Raw genomic sequence first — 15559 nt, 5'->3', positions numbered from 1 at the left:
CTCCCCCGCCTCCGTACCGGCGGGCCCACCGTCCCCCGAGGCCAGCGAGGAGCGCGTGCCGCCCGCCGCCACGGCGCTCGGCGCACCGCCCGCGCCGCGCCGCGCCGCCCTGCGCGCCCGCGCGCCCGAACTCACCGTCGCCGTGCTGCTCCTGGCCGCGCTGGCGCTCTACTGGCTGCCGGTGCGCGGCATCGGCGAGGCCGGTCTGGACCGTATGGGCGGCCTCGGCCTGGTCTCCGTGCTGCCGGGGGCGACGCTGCTGGGCGCCGGGCTGCTCGCGGTGTCGTTCGCCTCGCTGCTGTGGCTGGACCGGCCGAGGACGGTACTGCTGACCGCGGCGCTGCTGGCGACGGTCGTGTCGCTGCACGCGCTGCCCGCCGTACTGGAGGCCGAACCGCGCTTCCCGACCGCCTGGCAGCACCTCGGCTTCCTGGACTACATCGAGCGGACCGGCACGGCGGCGCCCGACCTCGACGCGCGCTGGAGCTGGCCCGGCTTCTTCGCCCTGGCCGCCTTCGTCGCCGAGGCGTGCGGCGTGACGGACATGGCGCCGGTGATCCGGTGGTGGCCGTCGGCCATGCAACTCCTCTACCTCCCGCCGCTGTTCCTGCTGACACGCTCGATGCGGGCGGGCTGGCGCGCCCGGTGGGCGGGCGCGTGGATCTTCGTACTGAGCGGCTGGGTCGGCCAGGACTACTTCTCGCCGCAGGGCTTCACGTACGGGATGTACCTCGCCTTCGTGGCGGTGCTGCTGGTCTGGTTCCGTGAGCCGCGCGTGCTGTGGACCGGGCGGCGCCCGGGCGAGGCCGAGGTGAGGCCGGCCGGGCGGCGCGAGAAGGCGGTGCTGCTGCTGGTGCTGGTCGGGCTGTTCGCCGCCACCGTCCCGGCCCACCAGCTCACGCCGTTCGTGATGCTCGGTGTGCTCGCCGTCCTGGTGGTGGCCGGCCGCTCGACGCTGCGCGGCCTGCCGATGCTGTTCGCCGTCCTGGTCGCGGTCTGGATCGGCTTCTTCGCGGAGCCGTACTGGTCGGGGCACTTCGACGAACTGTTCGGCGGGGTCGGCGGCGTGGGCGGCAATGTGACCTCGTCGGTGTCCGGCCGTATCGAGGGCGGCAGTTCGACGCACAAGCTGGTGCTGTACGTGCGGGTCGCGATGGCCGGCGGTGTGCTGGCCCTCGCGTGCTGGGGCTGGTGGCGGCGGCGCTTCGCCGGCTACAGCGAGCGCTCGCTGCTCGTGCTGGCCTTCGTGCCGTTCCTCGGCTTCGGCATGCAGTCGTACGGCGGCGAGATGGCCCTGCGCGTCTTCATGTTCGCGCTGCCGGGCGCGGCCCTGCTGGCCGGGCTCGCACTGTTCCCCCGGACCGGGGTCACGGCCGCCGAGCGGGAGGCGGACCGCAAGAGCCTCGCGCCGCTGGCCGCGCTGCTGACGGGCCTGGTCCTGATGGGCGGCTTCCTCGTCTCCCGCTGGGGCAACGAGTCCTTCGAGCGGACCCGGGGCGGGGAGGTCGCCGCGATGGAGTTCGTGTACGCGCACGACGACCCGTCGGTGCGGCTGCTGTGGATGAGCGACGACCCGGTCGACGAGGTCACGCCGGCGATCCCGTGGGGCGCGCGGGACATGGAGAAGGTCGGGTACGTTCCGACGCTCGCCCCCAGGGACCCGGTGCTGGTGGCGGGCCTGGTCAAGTCGCTCAAGACCGCGGGGCCGAACGCGTACCTCATGATCAACCGGAGCCAGTCGACGTATCTGCGGCTCGACGCCGGCTACTCGCCCACCTGGGAGAAGCGGCTGACCGCCAGTCTCGACAAGCGGCCGGAGCTGAAGAAGGTCCTGGCGAACGCGGACGTGTCGCTGTACGCGCTGCGCGAGCAGCCCGACGGCCCGGTCGCGCGGCCCGACCCGGGCCCGCCGGGTCCGAAGATCACCTGGACGCCGTGGTCGGTGGTGGGCGCGCTGGCCGCGCTGGCGCTGATCGTGCTGCTGGCGGCGCGGGAGGTCGTACGGGTGGCGGTGGCGCCGGGCGTGCGGCAGTTGCAGTGGCTCCAGAGCACGTTCTGGTTCTCGCTGCCGCTGGTGGCCGTGCTGCTGGCGTCGCTGGTGCAGCGCTTCCTGACGATGTCGTGAGGCGAGCGGGGTGGCCGGGGGCGGCCCCGGCGCGCCGCCCGCCTCACCTCGCGTGCCATCGCACCTCGTACCCGCGCAGGTCGAGCGACGTGCCGTCGACCTTCGCGCGCACGGGCCGGTCGAGGGTGTTCACGACAAGGACGACCTCGTCGTCGGCCAGGACGCGGACGTCGGGCGCGTCCTCGGCCGCGGCGGTCCGCACGGTGTCGTCGTACCGGGTGCCGGGCGGGAACTCCTTCGCGAACCGCGACAGCAGCTTCATCATGGGCAGCGCCCCGCCGCCGTCGCGCAGCTCCGTGGAACGCCACAGACATCCGGCGCACGCGGCGCCCCTGTTCTGCGGATTCCAGTAGAACGCGGTGCTCGCGCCGCCTTTCGCCATCGCCATCAGGCCCGACGCGTGGACGGCGACACGGCGCGGTTCGCTCCAGCCGTGGCGGTCGTCGTCGTCGTCGCCCGGTTCGACGTAGTACTCCGCCCACCACACCGGCAGCCCGTCCGACCGGTCGCCGATCCACTCGCTCACCGCCGTCAGCTTCTCCGTGGCGCCGAACGTGTCGGGCAGCAGCTCGTCGTCGCGGGTGTAGCTGGAGCCGTCCACGACGACGAAGTCTGCGCCCCTCTTGTGCGCGTTCCAGTACGCGTAGGCGTCGAGGACGCGCTGGTCGACGCTGCCCCAGGGCCCCTTGAGCGCGGAGGCGTACGTCGGGTCGCGCGGCTCGTAGCTGTCCATGACGAGGTAGGGGCCGCCGACCAGGTTGGCCTTGTTCACCTTCTTCAGCTCGGCGTGGACCCGGTTGTAGAGCTCGGTGTAGCCCTCGTAGTTCCAGCGCCCGCGCTCGTCGTCGAAGAAGCCCTTGAACTCGTTCCAGACGATGAAGTGGCGTACGTCGGGATAGCGCCTGGCGACGGTGCCGGCGAGCTTCGCGAAGTCGTCGTAGTGCTCGGGCAGGGGCGCGGTCTCCAGTGCCTTCCTGCTCCAGTCGGTGTTGTCCGCCCCCTCCTTGCCGCCCTTCATCCAGTCGGGCGCGCAGCACAGGGTGACGACCGGGGTGCCGCCGGTCCTGCGGATCAGGTCGATCCGGCTGTCCAGCTCGTCGAACCGGTAGCGGCCCGGGGACGGTTCCGGGTTCTCGGCGCCCCATCCCATGATGTGCTGGATCTGCGGCATCGGCTGCGCGGACAGCGTCTCCTCGGCCCGGCGCCGGGCACCGGCGTCGCCCTCGTCGGCGCTGTACTGCGTGTGCGTGAAGCCCCAGCCGAGCTCGGGCTCCGGGTCTCCGCGCGGCGGCACGGGGGTGCCGTGCACCTTGTCGCCGTCCGCGGTGGTGCCCGCGTCACGGCCGCCTCCGGGCCCGTCGGAGTACGTGGCGCACATCGTCAGTACGAGGGCCATCGCGGCCAGGCCCACGCCGATCAGCGCGGTGAGCCGCCACCGCCCTACTGCGGAATCCCATCCATGGCGTCCCATCACGGTCCAGCGTATCGGCGGGGGTTGGCATTCCGGTAGGTATTCAGAGGAACTGGCACGTAACGGCACGCTGCCGCGTGGAAAGGATGAACGTGGGAAACCGGGGTGCAGCAGGCGGCCGTGTGCCGGATCATGGGCGCCATGTCCGCACACCCTGAGGCCGCTCTGCCGATCCGGCTGAACGTCGACGACAGCGATTCGCCGTCGGACGTCGTCGACGCGCTGTTCCTCGGCCGTTTCGCGACGGGCGAGCAGCCGTACTCCCACAGCAAGTCGATCGACCGCGTGAAGCCGGGCGCGACCCTCCTGCCGCCGGCCGCCCGGATCCTGCGCGCCGCCCGCGACGACGACCGCAGTGCGACGCTCGCCGAGGGCGAGGGCTGGACGCTGCTGGTCTCGCGGTGGACCCGGGGCGCGGACGTCACGGTGACGGCCACCACCTCCGAGCTCGCGGAGCGGATCCTCAAGCAGGCGACCGACGGCGTGCGGGACGAGCCCGGACCGCAGCCCGACAACGTCACGATGGGCTTCTGGTACGTCTCCCCGCGCCGCGGCCCGCACCGCACCACGCGCCAGATCTCCGCCGGCACGTGGGAGGAGGTCCGGCCCAACTACACCGCTCCGGTCGCCGAAGCCCTGGACCGGCTGATGAAGGTGACCCCGGACGACATCGCGGGCCGGCTGCTCCTGCTGCACGGGCCGCCGGGAACGGGCAAGACGTCGGCGCTGCGCACGCTCGCGCGCTCGTGGCGCGACTGGTGCCAGGTCGACTGCGTCCTCGACCCGGAGCGGCTGTTCAACGACGTCGGCTACCTGATGGACATCGCGATCGGCGAGGACGACGGCACGGCGAAGGGCCGGTGGCGGCTGCTCCTGCTGGAGGACTGCGACGAGCTGATCAGGGGCGAGGCCAAGCACACGGCGGGCCAGGCCCTTTCGCGCCTGTTGAACCTGACGGACGGTCTGCTGGGCCAGGGGCGCAACGTCCTGGTCGGCGTCACCACCAACGAGGACCTGGAGCGCCTGCACCCGGCGGTGGTGCGACCCGGGCGCTGCATGGCGCGCATCGAGGTCGGGTCGCTGACGCGGGCGGAGGCGTTGGGGTGGCTGGGCCCGGAGGTGCGCGGCCGGGAGGAGGCCGTCGGCCGCGACGGCGCGACGCTGGCGGAGCTGTACGCCCTGCGCCGCGGCACGGGTCCGGCGTCGGTCCCGGCCCAGCCGGGCGGCTCGGACGCGGGGCTGTACCTGTAGCGGCTCGCCCCGGTGGCGGTCGCGGCCCGGGGACTTGGCCGGTGGCCGTCACGGCCGGTGCGGCGCTCGCCCCCGTGACGGTCGCGGCCCGAGGACTCGCCCGGTGGCCGTCGCGGCCGCTGCGGTGCTCGCGGCGCGTGCGGTGCTCGCGGCGTGTGCGGTGCTCGCGGCGTGTGCGGTGTTCGCCTTGCCGAGGAGACGCCCCGGCGGGCCGGAGCATCCGGCCCCTACTCCCCGTACTCCGCTCGCAGCGCGGCCTGCACCGCCGCCAGCGCCTGTGCGCGGCCGAGGCCGAGGCGCCGGGCCCGCTCCGCGTAGCCCGCGGCCGCCGCCGCGGCCTGCCGCTCGGCCGCGTCCCCCGCCGCCGCCACGAACGTCCCGTTCCGCCCCCGCGTCTCGATCACCCCGTCGCTCTCCAGCGCCCGGTACGCCTTCGCGACGGTGTTCGCGGCGAGCCCCAGCTCCTCCGCCAGGCCGCGTACGGTCGGGAGCTTGTAGCCCACCGGCAGGGCGCCGGCGCGGGCCTGTTCCGAGATCTGGGCGCGCAGTTGCTCGTACGGAGCGCTGCCGGAGTCCGCGTCAATGGTGATGTTCAAGGTCACGGCCCGATTGTCCCCCACCGCCGGAAAAGGGGAGGCACCACCGGACGTCCCCCGCGTAACGTGCCGCTCCATGACCTTGCTCGTTCGTGATTTCTCGCCCGCCGACACCGACGCCTGGATCCGGGTGCGCCGGGCCTCGGTCCCCTTCATGGTGACGACCAGGGAGTCGGTGGCCTTCGAGCGGGAGACCGCGCACCCGGACAAGAAGATGCGCATGCTGGTGGCCGAGGAGGACGGCGAGGTCATCGGCACGGCATACGCGGGCATCGCGTACGACAGCGCCGAACCGGGACAGTCCTTCGTCACGCCCCACATCGGTCCCGGCCACCGCCGCCGGGGCGCCGGCGCGCTCCTGCTGCGCGCGGCGGAGGAGCATCTCGGCGCCGAGGGCGCCACGGCCGTCTACGCGTGGGTGCAGGACACGCCGGAGTCCCGCTCCTTCGCGGAGCGGCGCGGCTACCGGCCGACCCGGTCCCTGCACTTCCAGCGCCTCGACCTGGCGAACGGCCGGCTGCCGGGGCGTCCGCCGCTGCCCGCCGGGGTCGAACTCCGTACGGCGGCGGACTTCATGGACGACCCGAGGCCGATGTTCGAGGCCGACGCCGAGGCCACGGCCGACGAGCCGAGCGACATCAGCACCGACTTCACGGACTTCGACGACTGGGTCAACCACACCTGGAACCATCCGCTGCTCGACCACGGCCTCTCCACGGTGGTGATGGCCGAGGGGCGCGTCGCCGCCTTCACCGCGGCCCACACGGACGGCCTCACCCGGTACTGGTCCGGCATGACCGGCACCCTGCGTGCCCAGCGCGGCCGCGGCTTCGCGAAGCTCGCCAAGACCGACTCGCTGCACCGGGCCCGGGCCGCCGGCTACACGGACGCGTTCACGAGCAACGACGCGGACAACCGGCCCATGCTGGCCGTCAACCAGTGGTTCGGTTACGAGATCTGCGCCTCGGAGGTACGCCATGTCCGTGAGCTCGGCTGAGGACGACGGCGCCGTCGAGATCGTGCTCGTCAAGGCCGGCCGTACGAAGATCCGCTACCCGGCGTCCGTCCTCTCCGACGACGGCACGCACCTCGTGGTGCGCGCGCCGTGGGCGGGCGCGGGGGTACGGGACTTCGGCTTCGTCCGGTTCGAGCCGGGCGACGTGTTCACGGAGCACTACTGGCGGGACCGGTGGTACGCCGTCAAGGAGGTCAGAACGGGCGACGGCACGCTGAAGGGCTGGTACTGCGACGTGACGCGCCCGGCGGTCGTCGACGGCGGCCGGGTGGAGGTCGAGGACCTGGACCTCGACCTGTGGGTGCCGGCGGACGGCGGCGAGGTGCTGCGGCTGGACGAGGACGAGTTCGCGGCGAGCGGGCTCGCCGCGCGCGACCCGGATGCGGCGGCCGAGGCGAGCCGCTCGCTCGACGATCTCGAACAGCGCGCCCGGGGCGGGGGCTTCGCCGGTCTGCTCGGCGTCTGAGGCCGCGCGGGAGCGGATCAGCCCGAGGCGCCCACCTCGTCGCGGGGGGCGCCGTCCCCCACCGGGGGCAGGTCGCCGCGCTCGGGCATCCCGCCGCCGCCGATGCCACCGGCGCCGGCGCCCGGGCCGCTCGGCGGGAGCACCTCGTCCAGCTCCTCGTTGTCGGCCCGGTGCGCCTGCTGGGCGGCGCGCCGCAGGGTCGCGCGGTCCACGACCTTCGGGTCGGCGCCGACCCGCACCACGTGCCCGTCGTACGCCCGCGCGTACTCATGGGTGGTGCCCGTCGCGCGGTACCGGAGGTCGCCGTCGCGTTCGCACACGGCGGTCCCGCCTGCCCCGGAGGGGTCCTCCCCCGGCTTCGGGCAGGCCGCACCGTCCAGCTTTCCCCGGTCGACGGAGAGCTGGATCTGTCCGCCGGTGGCGGCCGAGACGTAGGCGGCCGAGAAGCCGTCGTCCCCGATGACGCCGACGGACTGCTCGGCCAGCTCGAACCCCGGCGCCTCGGTCACGTAGATCAGCTCGATCGCCGACTCCCCCGCCCGCGCCCTGAGTTCGGCCGGCGGCGGGCCGTCGGCGCCGTCCGCCGTCTCGGTGCCGCAGGCGCCGAGCACCACCGGGAGCAGCAGGGCGGCGAGCACACCCGGGAGACGTCTCATCCGTACATCCTCTCGTACACGCGTGCGCTCTCAGGCCGGCGGGTCCGTCGCCGGCAGGTGGACCGCCCGTCGCACACCCTGTGCGTCGTGGACGATCGCGTCGCCGTCCTCGTGCCAGTGGAGGACGAAGCGCTCGCCGGCCCGGTAGGCGTCGAGACCGGCCCGGCAGTAGGCGACCATGTCCGCGGGCAGCGCGTGCAGCGGGTACCAGGCCAGCCCGGAGCACTTGTCCGGTTCCCGGTTGTACGGTGCGAGGTCCGGCCCGCACTCCGCTGCGAAGAACCAGCCCGTCCTCGGGTTGCCGCGCGGTCCCCGGTGCTGCATGACCAGGGCCACGCGCAGGTCGTCGGGGCTCAGCACGACGCCGATCTCCTCCGCCGCTTCGCGGATCAGCGCGGCCCGTACGTCCTCGCCGTCCTCGACGTGCCCCGAGGGGGCGTGCAGCAGCCCGTCCGCGTACCCGGTGCCGGACCGGCGGGAGAGCAGCACCTCGTCGCCCCGGCGCAGGATGAGGTGCACGTCGACCACTTCGGTGTGGCGGGGGCACCGGGCGGGGAAGGCGACCAGCCCGTACCGTTCGTCGTCGACCGGGCGGCCCCACAGGGCCGCGTCGGCGGACAGGGGTTCGTGCCGTACGTGCGAGGTGAGCGGGGTCAGCGCCGCCAGGAGCTCGGCCGCCGGGATGCCCTCGCCGCCCCACACGCCCTCGATCAGCAGCAGCCGCCCGCCGGGCTTCAGCAGGGAGCACCAGTGGCGCAGCGCCGCCCCGGCGTCGGGGAGCAGCCACAGCACATGACGGGCCATCACGACGTCGAACCGCCGCTCCCCGACCGGTGGCCGGTGGGCGTCGCCGACGAGGATCTCGGCCGGCTTCCCTGCGAGCTTGATCCGCGCCAGATCCACCATGCGCGGCGAGCGGTCCACCCCCGTCACCCGGTGGCCCTCCTCCACCGCCAGGAGCGACAAGCTGCCCGTACCGCAGCCGAGATCGAGCACCTCGGCCGGCCGCCCGTCCGCCGGCAGCCAGGTCCTCATGCGCGCCGCCCACGCCGCGCGCACGGTGGGGTCGAGCAGGCCGTGGTCCGGCTCCCGGTCGAAGGAGTCGGCGGTGGCGTCCCAGTCGGTCCTCGTCATGGTTCCGATCGTCGCAGCCGCCACTGACAGTCGCGCTCACGCCGGCAGCCGCTTGCGGTAGTGGACGCGGTCGTACTCGCCCTCCACCCGCCGCTCCACCCGCTCGTAGCCGTAACGGGCGTACATGCTCTGGTTCTCCCACATCTTCGCGTTCGTCAGCAGCCGCACCTCGGGCAGGCCGAGCGAGCGCGCGTGCGTCTCGACGAAGGCGAGCAGACGGCGGCCCGTGCCGGTGCCCTGGGCGTCGGGGTGGACGGCGACGGAGTCCACCCAGAGGTGGTCCGTGTGCGCGACGAGCACCAGGACCCCCACGACGGGCTCGCCGGTGACGAACACCAGCCCCGCCGCGACGTTCGCGCCGTGATCGGCCTCCATGGGGCCCGGTACGACGCCGATACGCTCGATGTAGTGGTGGTAGGCCGCGTCGGTCACGGCCTTCACCCTCGGTACGTCGGCGGGGGTGGCGGGGCGGATGGTCGCGTCGGTCATGCCGACACGTTACGACGGCGTCGCGTCACCGCCTTCTTCAGCCAGGGCCAGGCCAGCAGGACCGCGATGACGGCGTAGACCGTCACCGAGAAGGGAGTGTCGACCAGTCCGGTCGCGCTGCCGTCGCTGATCTGGAGCGCTCTGCGCAGTTGCTGTTCGGCGGCCGGGCCGAGGATGACGCCGATCACGGCCGGCAGCACCGGCAGCCCGTACCGCCGCATGCCGAACCCGATGAGGCCGATGACCAGCAGGATCACCAGGTCGAGCGCCTCGCCTCCCACGGCGTACGCGCCGACCGCCGCGAAGAAGAGGATCCCCGCGTAGAGGTACGGGCGCGGGACGCGCAGCAGCTTCGCCCACAGCGGCGCCAGCGGCAGGTTGAGCAGGAGCAGCAGCACCATGCCGACGAAGAGCGAGGCGATCAGGCCCCACACCAGGTCGGGTTCGCGCTCGAAGAGCAGGGGGCCGGGCTGGATGCCGTACTGCTGGAAGGCGGCCAGCATGACGGCGGCGACGGCCGTCGTCGGCAGGCCGAGCGTCAGCATCGAGACGAGGGTGCCGGCCGCGGAGGCGGAGGCGGCCGACTCCGGTCCCGCCACGCCCTCGATCGCGCCCTTTCCGAACTCCTCCTTGTGCGGGGACAGGCGCTTCTCGGTGACGTACGAGAGGAACGTCGGGATCTCCGCGCCGCCGGCCGGTACGGCGCCGAACGGGAAGCCGATGAGGGGCCCGCGCAGCCAGGGCTTCCAGGTGCGCCGCACGTCCTGTCCGCCGAGCCAGGGGCGGCCGACCGGGATGGGTTCGGGCCCACCGCGCCGCAGGTGGGCGGCGACCCACAGGGCCTCGCCGATCGCGAAGAGGCCGACCGCGACGATCACGACGTCGATGCCGTCGGCGAGCTGGAGGGAGCCGAAGGTCAGGCGCTGCTGGCCGGTCATGTGGTCGAGGCCGACGAGTCCGATGGTGAGGCCGATGAGCAGCGACGCCGCGCCCCTGACGCGGGACGAGCCGAGTACGGACGTCACGGCGATGAAGGCGAGCACCATGAGGGCGAAGTAGTCGGGCGCGCCGATGTCCACGGCCAGTGAGGCGACGGTCGGGGCGAGCACCACCAGCAGGATCGTGCCGATCATGCCGCCCGCGAAGTGGCCGACGGCGGCGGCCGCCAGCGCCTGCGCGCCGCGTCCCGCCTTCGCCATCGGGTTGCCTTCGATGGCAGCGACCACCGCCGCGCTCTCGCCGGGGGTGTTGAGGAGGATCGAGGTGGTGGAGCCGCCGAACATGGCGCCGTAGTAGATGCCCGCGAACATGATGAACGCGCCGGTGGGCTCCAGCCCGTACGTCACGGGGAGCAGCAGGGCGACGGCCATCGCGGGGCCGATGCCGGGCAGGACGCCGATGGCGGTGCCGAGCAGGACGCCGATCGCGGCCCAGAGCAGGTTGACCGGGGTGAGGGCCGTACCGAAGCCGTCGAGAAGGGAGTTGAGGGAGTCCATGACTCAGAGCACCTCCATCAGGGGGCCACCGGGGAGCGGGACTCCGAGCAGGTTGTCGAAGACGAAGAAGGTGAGGAGGGAGAGGCCGGCGGCGATGAGCGGGTCGCGGTCGTAGTGGCGGCTGCCCAGCGCGTACGCCGATCCCCAGAAGAGCAGGGCTCCGGAGACGGGGAAGCCGAGCGGGCCGATGAGGACCGCGTTGCCGAGGAAGACGCCGGCGAGGAGCAGCACCGTACGCCAGTCGCCGGGCTCGCTGAGGTCGATGTCCTCGCCGCCCTCGGCCTCGCCCCGGCCGCCGCGCAGGACGTCGACGGTGAGGAGTACGGCGACGAGCAGCAGGCCGGTCCCGACGACGACCGGGACCGTCCGGGGGCCGACGGGGCCGCGCTGGGTGAGGCCGACGTCCATGGTGAGGGCGTCGGTGAGCACGAGGACGCCGAGCAGCAGCAGCATCGCGCCGACGCCGATCTCGGAGTGCTCGCGCAGCCAGGACCGGGGTGTGCGGGCCTCGGCCGGGGTGGGGTTTCCGGTGGTCACAGCCCCAGCTCCTTCAGCACGGCGTCCACGCGCTTGTCCTGCTCGTCCAGGAAGTCGCCGAACGCACTCCCGGTCAGGAACGCGTCGTCCCAGCCGTTCTTCCTCATCGACTCCCGCCATTCGGGCGAGTCGTGGAGCTTCTCGACGAGCGTGACGAGCTTGTCGCGTTCGGCGTCGGTGAGGCCGGGCGGCGCCACGATGCCACGCCAGTTGGTGAACTCGGTGTCGAGGCCCGACTCGCGCAGGGTGGGGGCGTCGAGGCCCCTGACGCGCTCGGGTCCGGTGACGGCGAGCAGGCGCAGCTCGCCCGACTCGATCTGGTCGAGGTACTCGCCGACGCCCGAGACGCCGAAGGCGACCTTGTTGCCGAGGATGGACGCGAGCAGTTCGCCGCCGCCGTCGAACGGGACGTAGTTGACGGACTTCGGCTCGATGCCGGCGGCCTGCGCCATCAGCATGGGGGCGAGGTGGTCGGGCCCGCCGGGTGAGGAGCCGCCGCCGACGGGGAGCCTGGCGGGGTCCTTCCGCCATGCGGCGACGAGGTCGTCGATGGTCTTGTACGGGGAGTCCTTGGCGACGACGACGATGTCCTGCTCCTCGGTGAGCCGGGCGATCGGGGTCGTGTCACCGAGGGTCTTCGGCGACTTGTTGGTGTGTACGGCTCCGACGACGCCGAGGCCCATCGACATGGCGAGCCTGCCGTTGCCGTGTTCGCCGACGAGCCGGGTGAGGCCGACGGTGCCGCCGGCGCCCGGCAGGTTGAACACCTCGATGTTGTGGGTGAGGCCGGCGTCCTCGGCGTTCTTCGCGGCCGTACGGGCCGTGATGTCGTAGCCGCCGCCGGGTGTGTTGGGAACCATGAAGCGCAGGCCGGGGATCTGCGTGCCGGTGTCGGCGCCGCTGCCCGTGGTGAGCAGCGGCGGCCCCACCAGTACCAGCAGTGCCGCCCCGAGCAGGGCGAGGGGAGTGCGCACGCGCACCTGTGCCACCACCTGTCGTGTGAGCTGGGGTTTCACGGGAAGTTGTGAAGTGGCCCACATGTTGCCCGCGCGTGCACAAGCTGTCTCCCTTCCGCAATCAACGGACGTTGTGGTCGTTGTGGTCGCGCCCTAGCCTTGCGCGGTGACCAAGGTGCTGGTGGTGGACGACGACTTCATGGTCGCCAAGCTGCACAGCCGCTGTGTGTCCGCGATGGACGGGTTCACCGTCGTCGCGGTGGCGCACAGCGGCGCCGAGGCGCTGCGCGCGGCCGAGCGGCTGCGTCCCGATCTGGTCCTCCTCGACGTGTACCTGCCGGACATGGACGGGATCGGGGTCCTGCGCGAGCTGCGCGCGGCGGAGGAGCGGCACGCCACCGGGCACACCGTGGACGCCCTGTTCATCACGGCGGCCCGCGACGCGGAGATCATCCGGGCGGCGCTGCGGGCGGGCGCCCTGCACTACCTGATCAAGCCGTTCAACCAGGCGGCGCTGCAGGAGCAGTTGCGGCACGTGGCGTCGATGCGCGCCCGCTTCGACGAGCTCGCCGAGCAGGGCGAGGCGCGCCAGGCCGACGTCGACCGGATCTTCGGGACCCGCCCGCCGGGCTCGCGCGAGCTGCCCAAGGGCCTCGCGGCGCACACGGCGGAGCTGGTGGAGCGCACGTTGCGCGAGCACCCGGGGGGCCTGTCCGCCTCCGAGTGCGCCGAGGCCGGGTCGCTGTCCCGCGTGAGCACCCGCCGCTACCTGGAGTACTTCGCCGCCACGGGCCGCGCCGAGGTGACGCTGCGGTACGGCGGGACGGGCCGCCCGGAGCGCCGCTACCGGTGGGTCGGCTGACGCGGGACCGGGGTCGTTCTTAACGATCGCTGAGTGGCTCCTTAAAGGCACCATAAGGATCGCCGTTCCCTGCCCTCAGCAGGGGTTTTCGCCGATGCCTGGGGCTAGCGTGCTGATCGCCGGGGCGGGGTTCAGTCCGTCGGCGCCGCTGGTCTCGGGGGGCCGCGCCGCCGGACTCGATCCCCGTCCCCGTGCCCCGCATGCTTCCCACCGCAAGGAGAACGTCCCGATGACCGCTCGTCGCCGTCGTACCGCAGCCTCCGTCGCCGCCCTCGGTCTCGCACCGCTGGCGCTGACCGCCCTGACCGCCGCTCCGGCCGCCGCCCACGGATCGATGACCGACCCGGTCTCCCGGGTGTCGGCCTGTTACGCGCAGGGCCCGGAGAGCCCCGACTCGGCGGCGTGCAAGGCGGCGGTCGCGGCCAGCGGCGCGCAGGCGTTCTACGACTGGAACGCGGTGAACATCGCGAACGCGGCCGGGAAGCACCAGCAGTTGATCCCGGACGGCGAACTGTGCAGCGCGGGCAACGACAAGTACAAGGGGCTGGACCTGCCGCGCGCCGACTGGCCCGCCTCCTCGCTCGCCGCGGGCAAGCACACCTTCCGCTACAAGGGCACCGCCCCGCACAAGGGCTCGTTCGAGCTGTACATCACCAAGGACGGGTACGACCCGGCGAAGCCGCTGAAGTGGTCCGACCTGGAGGCCGAGCCCTTCGTGAGCGTCACGGACCCCCGCATGGAGAACGGTGACTACGTGTTCGACGGCACCGTGCCGGGCAAGTCGGGCCGTCACCTCGTCTACAGCGTCTGGCAGCGCTCGGACAGCCCCGAGGCCTTCTACACCTGCTCCGACGTGGTGTTCGGCAAGGACACCGGCGGCGGCTCGGGCGCCGCCCCCGCCCCGGTCGCGTCCGCGCCCAGCGAGCAGGACATCGCGGACGGCGCCGACGAGTCGTCCGTGGAGCACGGCGGCCACGGCGACGACGACCACGAGACCGGCGCCGGGGAGACCGCCCCGGCCACCGGCCGGGACGACGGCCGGCCCGCCGGCGACGAGGCGGCCGAGCCCGCCGCCGGGAAGCCGTCCGAGGAGCCCGGCGTCAACGCGCCGGAGGCCAAGAGCGACGCCACGCGGCCGGTCACCCCGGCCGCCGGTGAGAACCTGGCCGAGACGGGCGGGGACAGCACCACGCCGTACATCGCGATCGGCGGCGCCGCCGCGCTCGCCGTCGGCGCCGCGGTGATGTTCGGCTCGGTCCGCCGCAGGGCCGCCCGCCGCTGACCGGGCCCCTACGACCGCTGCCGCCCCCACCTCGTTTCCCGGGTGGGGGCGGCAGCCCCGTGCTCAGCCGAGGGCAGACGCGCAGGTGGTGGGGGTGGCCCGGCCCGGGTCGAGGGCGTTGGCCACCTCGTGGAACGCGATCCGGTCGATCAGGCCGATCGCCACGTGCTCGGAGAGGTCGACGGGGCACAGGTCCTGGAGCAGGACGTTCAGTACGCCGGGACCGTCCAGGAACTGCGAGCGGTACGGGGTGACCACCTCGTCGTACCGGGTCGCGATGACCGTGTACCGCACGCCGGGAACGGTGTCGCCGCCCGCGTTGAGCTTGGTCAGGAAGGCGGACCCGGCGACCTGGTCGGCGAGGGAGGGGGTCTTGGTGGTCAGCAGGTGGCCGACGCCGGGGAAGTACGGCAGGAGGTTGGTGAGGCCGAGGAGCGTCGTGCCGTGGTTGTCGGGCGCGATGCCGACGAGGGCGTTCACCTCGTCCGCCCCGCCGAGGAACTTGAGGTAGTGACGCGGCATCATGCCGCCCTGGGAGTGGCCCACGAGATCGGCCTCGGGGGCGCCGGTGGCGGCGAGCACCTTGTCGACGAAGGTGTCCAGCTGTTGCGCCGACTTGTCGATGGGGCCGAGGCCGTGGAAGAAGGGCACGTCGGGGAGTTGCCCGTAGTCGAGGGAGAAGACGCAGTAGCCGCGTTTGACCAGGTACGGGGCGAGGCCGAGCCAGTTGTCGACGGAGTTGCCGAAGGTGCCGTGGACGAGGACCACCGGGCGGGGGTGGGTGCTGGACGGCTTGCAGGAGTAGTTGTTCCATCCGCTGGTGGGGGCGGCGGACGCGGTGCTCGCCGTGGCGGTGGTGGTGAGGCCGAGGATGACGGCGAGGGCGAGGAGCAGGGCGGCGGCCGGTCTGAGGGCGTGCTTCCAGGGCAGCATCGGGTGATCTCCTTGCGGCTCAAGGGGAAAGGGCGGCGTGATCCGGATCACACTGATGCCGTGCTGCGGCTAAATTACGCGCGAGTAGGTGAGGAGTGAAGTGACGCGTAGGTAAAAGTTGACGAAGAGTCAACCAGCGGGGTACGGCGGACGCCTGAGCCGCTCGCCGCCGGCCGGGCCGCGTCGAGCCGCCGTCGCACGGCGGGGCGCAGCCCTCCACCGACGCGGCCGTCAGTCACCACCGGAACGCGACCCCGCGCCGGCCCACCCGGCGAACCGCCGGGCACGAC

At 73.0% G+C, this 15559-nt stretch carries 14 protein-coding genes and 1 pseudogene; 6 read left to right on the top strand and 9 right to left on the bottom strand.

Annotated features, from left to right (window positions below):
- Nucleotides 1-2125 (top strand): annotated as a pseudogene (locus E2E34_RS20325) (lipopolysaccharide biosynthesis protein); the annotation flags it as partial.
- Nucleotides 2126-2168: 43 nt separating this feature from the next.
- On the opposite strand, the gene E2E34_RS20320 reads toward E2E34_RS20325, so the two are convergent.
- Nucleotides 2169-3596: a glycoside hydrolase family protein gene (locus E2E34_RS20320; protein WP_138903346.1), complete on the bottom strand. Its 1428-nt coding sequence runs from the start codon at nt 3594-3596 to the stop codon at nt 2169-2171.
- A 141-nt stretch (nt 3597-3737) separates the two neighbouring features.
- Between E2E34_RS20320 and E2E34_RS20315 the strand changes: the two genes are divergently transcribed.
- Complete coding sequence (locus E2E34_RS20315; protein WP_138903345.1) at nt 3738-4847, top strand: DUF5925 domain-containing protein; 1110 nt, start codon at nt 3738-3740, stop codon at nt 4845-4847.
- A gap of 227 nt (nt 4848-5074) precedes the next feature.
- Here the strand turns inward: E2E34_RS20315 and E2E34_RS20310 are convergent, their stop codons facing one another.
- Entirely contained in the window at nt 5075-5449 is a 375-nt protein-coding gene (locus tag E2E34_RS20310) for a GntR family transcriptional regulator (RefSeq protein WP_208765288.1), read from the bottom strand.
- Between the two features lie 70 nt (nt 5450-5519).
- Between E2E34_RS20310 and E2E34_RS20305 the strand changes: the two genes are divergently transcribed.
- Nucleotides 5520-6440, top strand: a complete 921-nt coding sequence (locus E2E34_RS20305) for a GNAT family N-acetyltransferase (RefSeq protein WP_138903343.1) — start codon at nt 5520-5522, stop codon at nt 6438-6440.
- A complete protein-coding gene (locus E2E34_RS20300) occupies nt 6421-6924 on the top strand; it encodes a ribonuclease FAU-1 family protein (RefSeq protein ID WP_138903342.1) in 504 nt (167 codons plus the stop codon). The genes E2E34_RS20305 and E2E34_RS20300 overlap by 20 nt, the downstream gene beginning before the upstream one ends.
- A 17-nt stretch (nt 6925-6941) precedes the next feature.
- Here E2E34_RS20300 and E2E34_RS20295 read toward each other — a convergent pair whose 3' ends face one another.
- The 6 genes from E2E34_RS20295 to E2E34_RS20270 are packed head-to-tail and all read right to left on the bottom strand — an operon-like array spanning nt 6942 to nt 12216.
- Nucleotides 6942-7580, bottom strand: a complete 639-nt coding sequence (locus E2E34_RS20295) for a hypothetical protein (protein WP_138903341.1) — start codon at nt 7578-7580, stop codon at nt 6942-6944.
- Nucleotides 7581-7610: 30 nt separating this feature from the next.
- Nucleotides 7611-8714, bottom strand: a complete 1104-nt coding sequence (locus E2E34_RS20290; protein ID WP_138903340.1) for a methyltransferase domain-containing protein — start codon at nt 8712-8714, stop codon at nt 7611-7613.
- A gap of 36 nt (nt 8715-8750) precedes the next feature.
- Complete coding sequence (locus E2E34_RS20285) at nt 8751-9203, bottom strand: GNAT family N-acetyltransferase (RefSeq protein WP_138903339.1); 453 nt, start codon at nt 9201-9203, stop codon at nt 8751-8753.
- Nucleotides 9200-10699: a tripartite tricarboxylate transporter permease gene (locus E2E34_RS20280; RefSeq protein ID WP_138903338.1), complete on the bottom strand. Its 1500-nt coding sequence runs from the start codon at nt 10697-10699 to the stop codon at nt 9200-9202. The genes E2E34_RS20285 and E2E34_RS20280 overlap by 4 nt, the downstream gene beginning before the upstream one ends.
- Before the next feature lie 3 nt (nt 10700-10702).
- Nucleotides 10703-11236 (bottom strand): tripartite tricarboxylate transporter TctB family protein, encoded by a 534-nt coding sequence (locus E2E34_RS20275; protein WP_244315920.1) that lies wholly within the window; start codon nt 11234-11236, stop codon nt 10703-10705.
- A complete protein-coding gene (locus E2E34_RS20270) occupies nt 11233-12216 on the bottom strand; it encodes a Bug family tripartite tricarboxylate transporter substrate binding protein (protein WP_138903337.1) in 984 nt (327 codons plus the stop codon). The genes E2E34_RS20275 and E2E34_RS20270 overlap by 4 nt, the downstream gene beginning before the upstream one ends.
- Nucleotides 12217-12358: 142 nt before the next feature.
- Here E2E34_RS20270 and E2E34_RS20265 point away from each other — a divergent pair, with 142 nt between their 5' ends.
- Nucleotides 12359-13054 (top strand): response regulator, encoded by a 696-nt coding sequence (locus E2E34_RS20265; protein ID WP_208765287.1) that lies wholly within the window; start codon nt 12359-12361, stop codon nt 13052-13054.
- A 229-nt stretch (nt 13055-13283) separates the two neighbouring features.
- Nucleotides 13284-14336: a lytic polysaccharide monooxygenase auxiliary activity family 9 protein gene (locus E2E34_RS20260; RefSeq protein WP_138903336.1), complete on the top strand. Its 1053-nt coding sequence runs from the start codon at nt 13284-13286 to the stop codon at nt 14334-14336.
- 63 nt (nt 14337-14399) lie between these two features.
- Here the strand turns inward: E2E34_RS20260 and E2E34_RS20255 are convergent, their stop codons facing one another.
- Nucleotides 14400-15269: an esterase/lipase family protein gene (locus E2E34_RS20255; protein ID WP_138903335.1), complete on the bottom strand. Its 870-nt coding sequence runs from the start codon at nt 15267-15269 to the stop codon at nt 14400-14402.
- Between the last annotated feature and the right edge of the window lie 290 nt (nt 15270-15559).

This window comes from Streptomyces albidochromogenes, from assembly GCF_005981925.1.
In the GTDB taxonomy this organism is placed as follows: Bacteria; Actinomycetota; Actinomycetes; order Streptomycetales; family Streptomycetaceae; genus Streptomyces; species Streptomyces albidochromogenes.
The sequence above is the reverse complement of the archived record's forward strand: the minus strand, read 5'-3'. Positions and strand labels throughout refer to the sequence as shown.

Excerpts from the sequence above, each read along its gene's own strand:
- E2E34_RS20320 (WP_138903346.1), bottom strand. The coding sequence starts at position 3,596 with ATGGGACGCCATGGATGGGATTCCGCAGTAGGGCGGTGGCGGCTCACC.
- E2E34_RS20305 (WP_138903343.1), top strand. The coding sequence starts at position 5,520 with ATGACCTTGCTCGTTCGTGATTTCTCGCCCGCCGACACCGACGCCTGG.
- E2E34_RS20280 (WP_138903338.1), bottom strand. The coding sequence starts at position 10,699 with ATGGACTCCCTCAACTCCCTTCTCGACGGCTTCGGTACGGCCCTCACC.
- E2E34_RS20290 (WP_138903340.1), bottom strand. The coding sequence starts at position 8,714 with ATGACGAGGACCGACTGGGACGCCACCGCCGACTCCTTCGACCGGGAG.
- E2E34_RS20295 (WP_138903341.1), bottom strand. The coding sequence starts at position 7,580 with ATGAGACGTCTCCCGGGTGTGCTCGCCGCCCTGCTGCTCCCGGTGGTG.
- E2E34_RS20285 (WP_138903339.1), bottom strand. The coding sequence starts at position 9,203 with ATGACCGACGCGACCATCCGCCCCGCCACCCCCGCCGACGTACCGAGG.
- E2E34_RS20260 (WP_138903336.1), top strand. The coding sequence starts at position 13,284 with ATGACCGCTCGTCGCCGTCGTACCGCAGCCTCCGTCGCCGCCCTCGGT.
- E2E34_RS20255 (WP_138903335.1), bottom strand. The coding sequence starts at position 15,269 with ATGCTGCCCTGGAAGCACGCCCTCAGACCGGCCGCCGCCCTGCTCCTC.
- E2E34_RS20300 (WP_138903342.1), top strand. The coding sequence starts at position 6,421 with ATGTCCGTGAGCTCGGCTGAGGACGACGGCGCCGTCGAGATCGTGCTC.
- E2E34_RS20315 (WP_138903345.1), top strand. The coding sequence starts at position 3,738 with ATGTCCGCACACCCTGAGGCCGCTCTGCCGATCCGGCTGAACGTCGAC.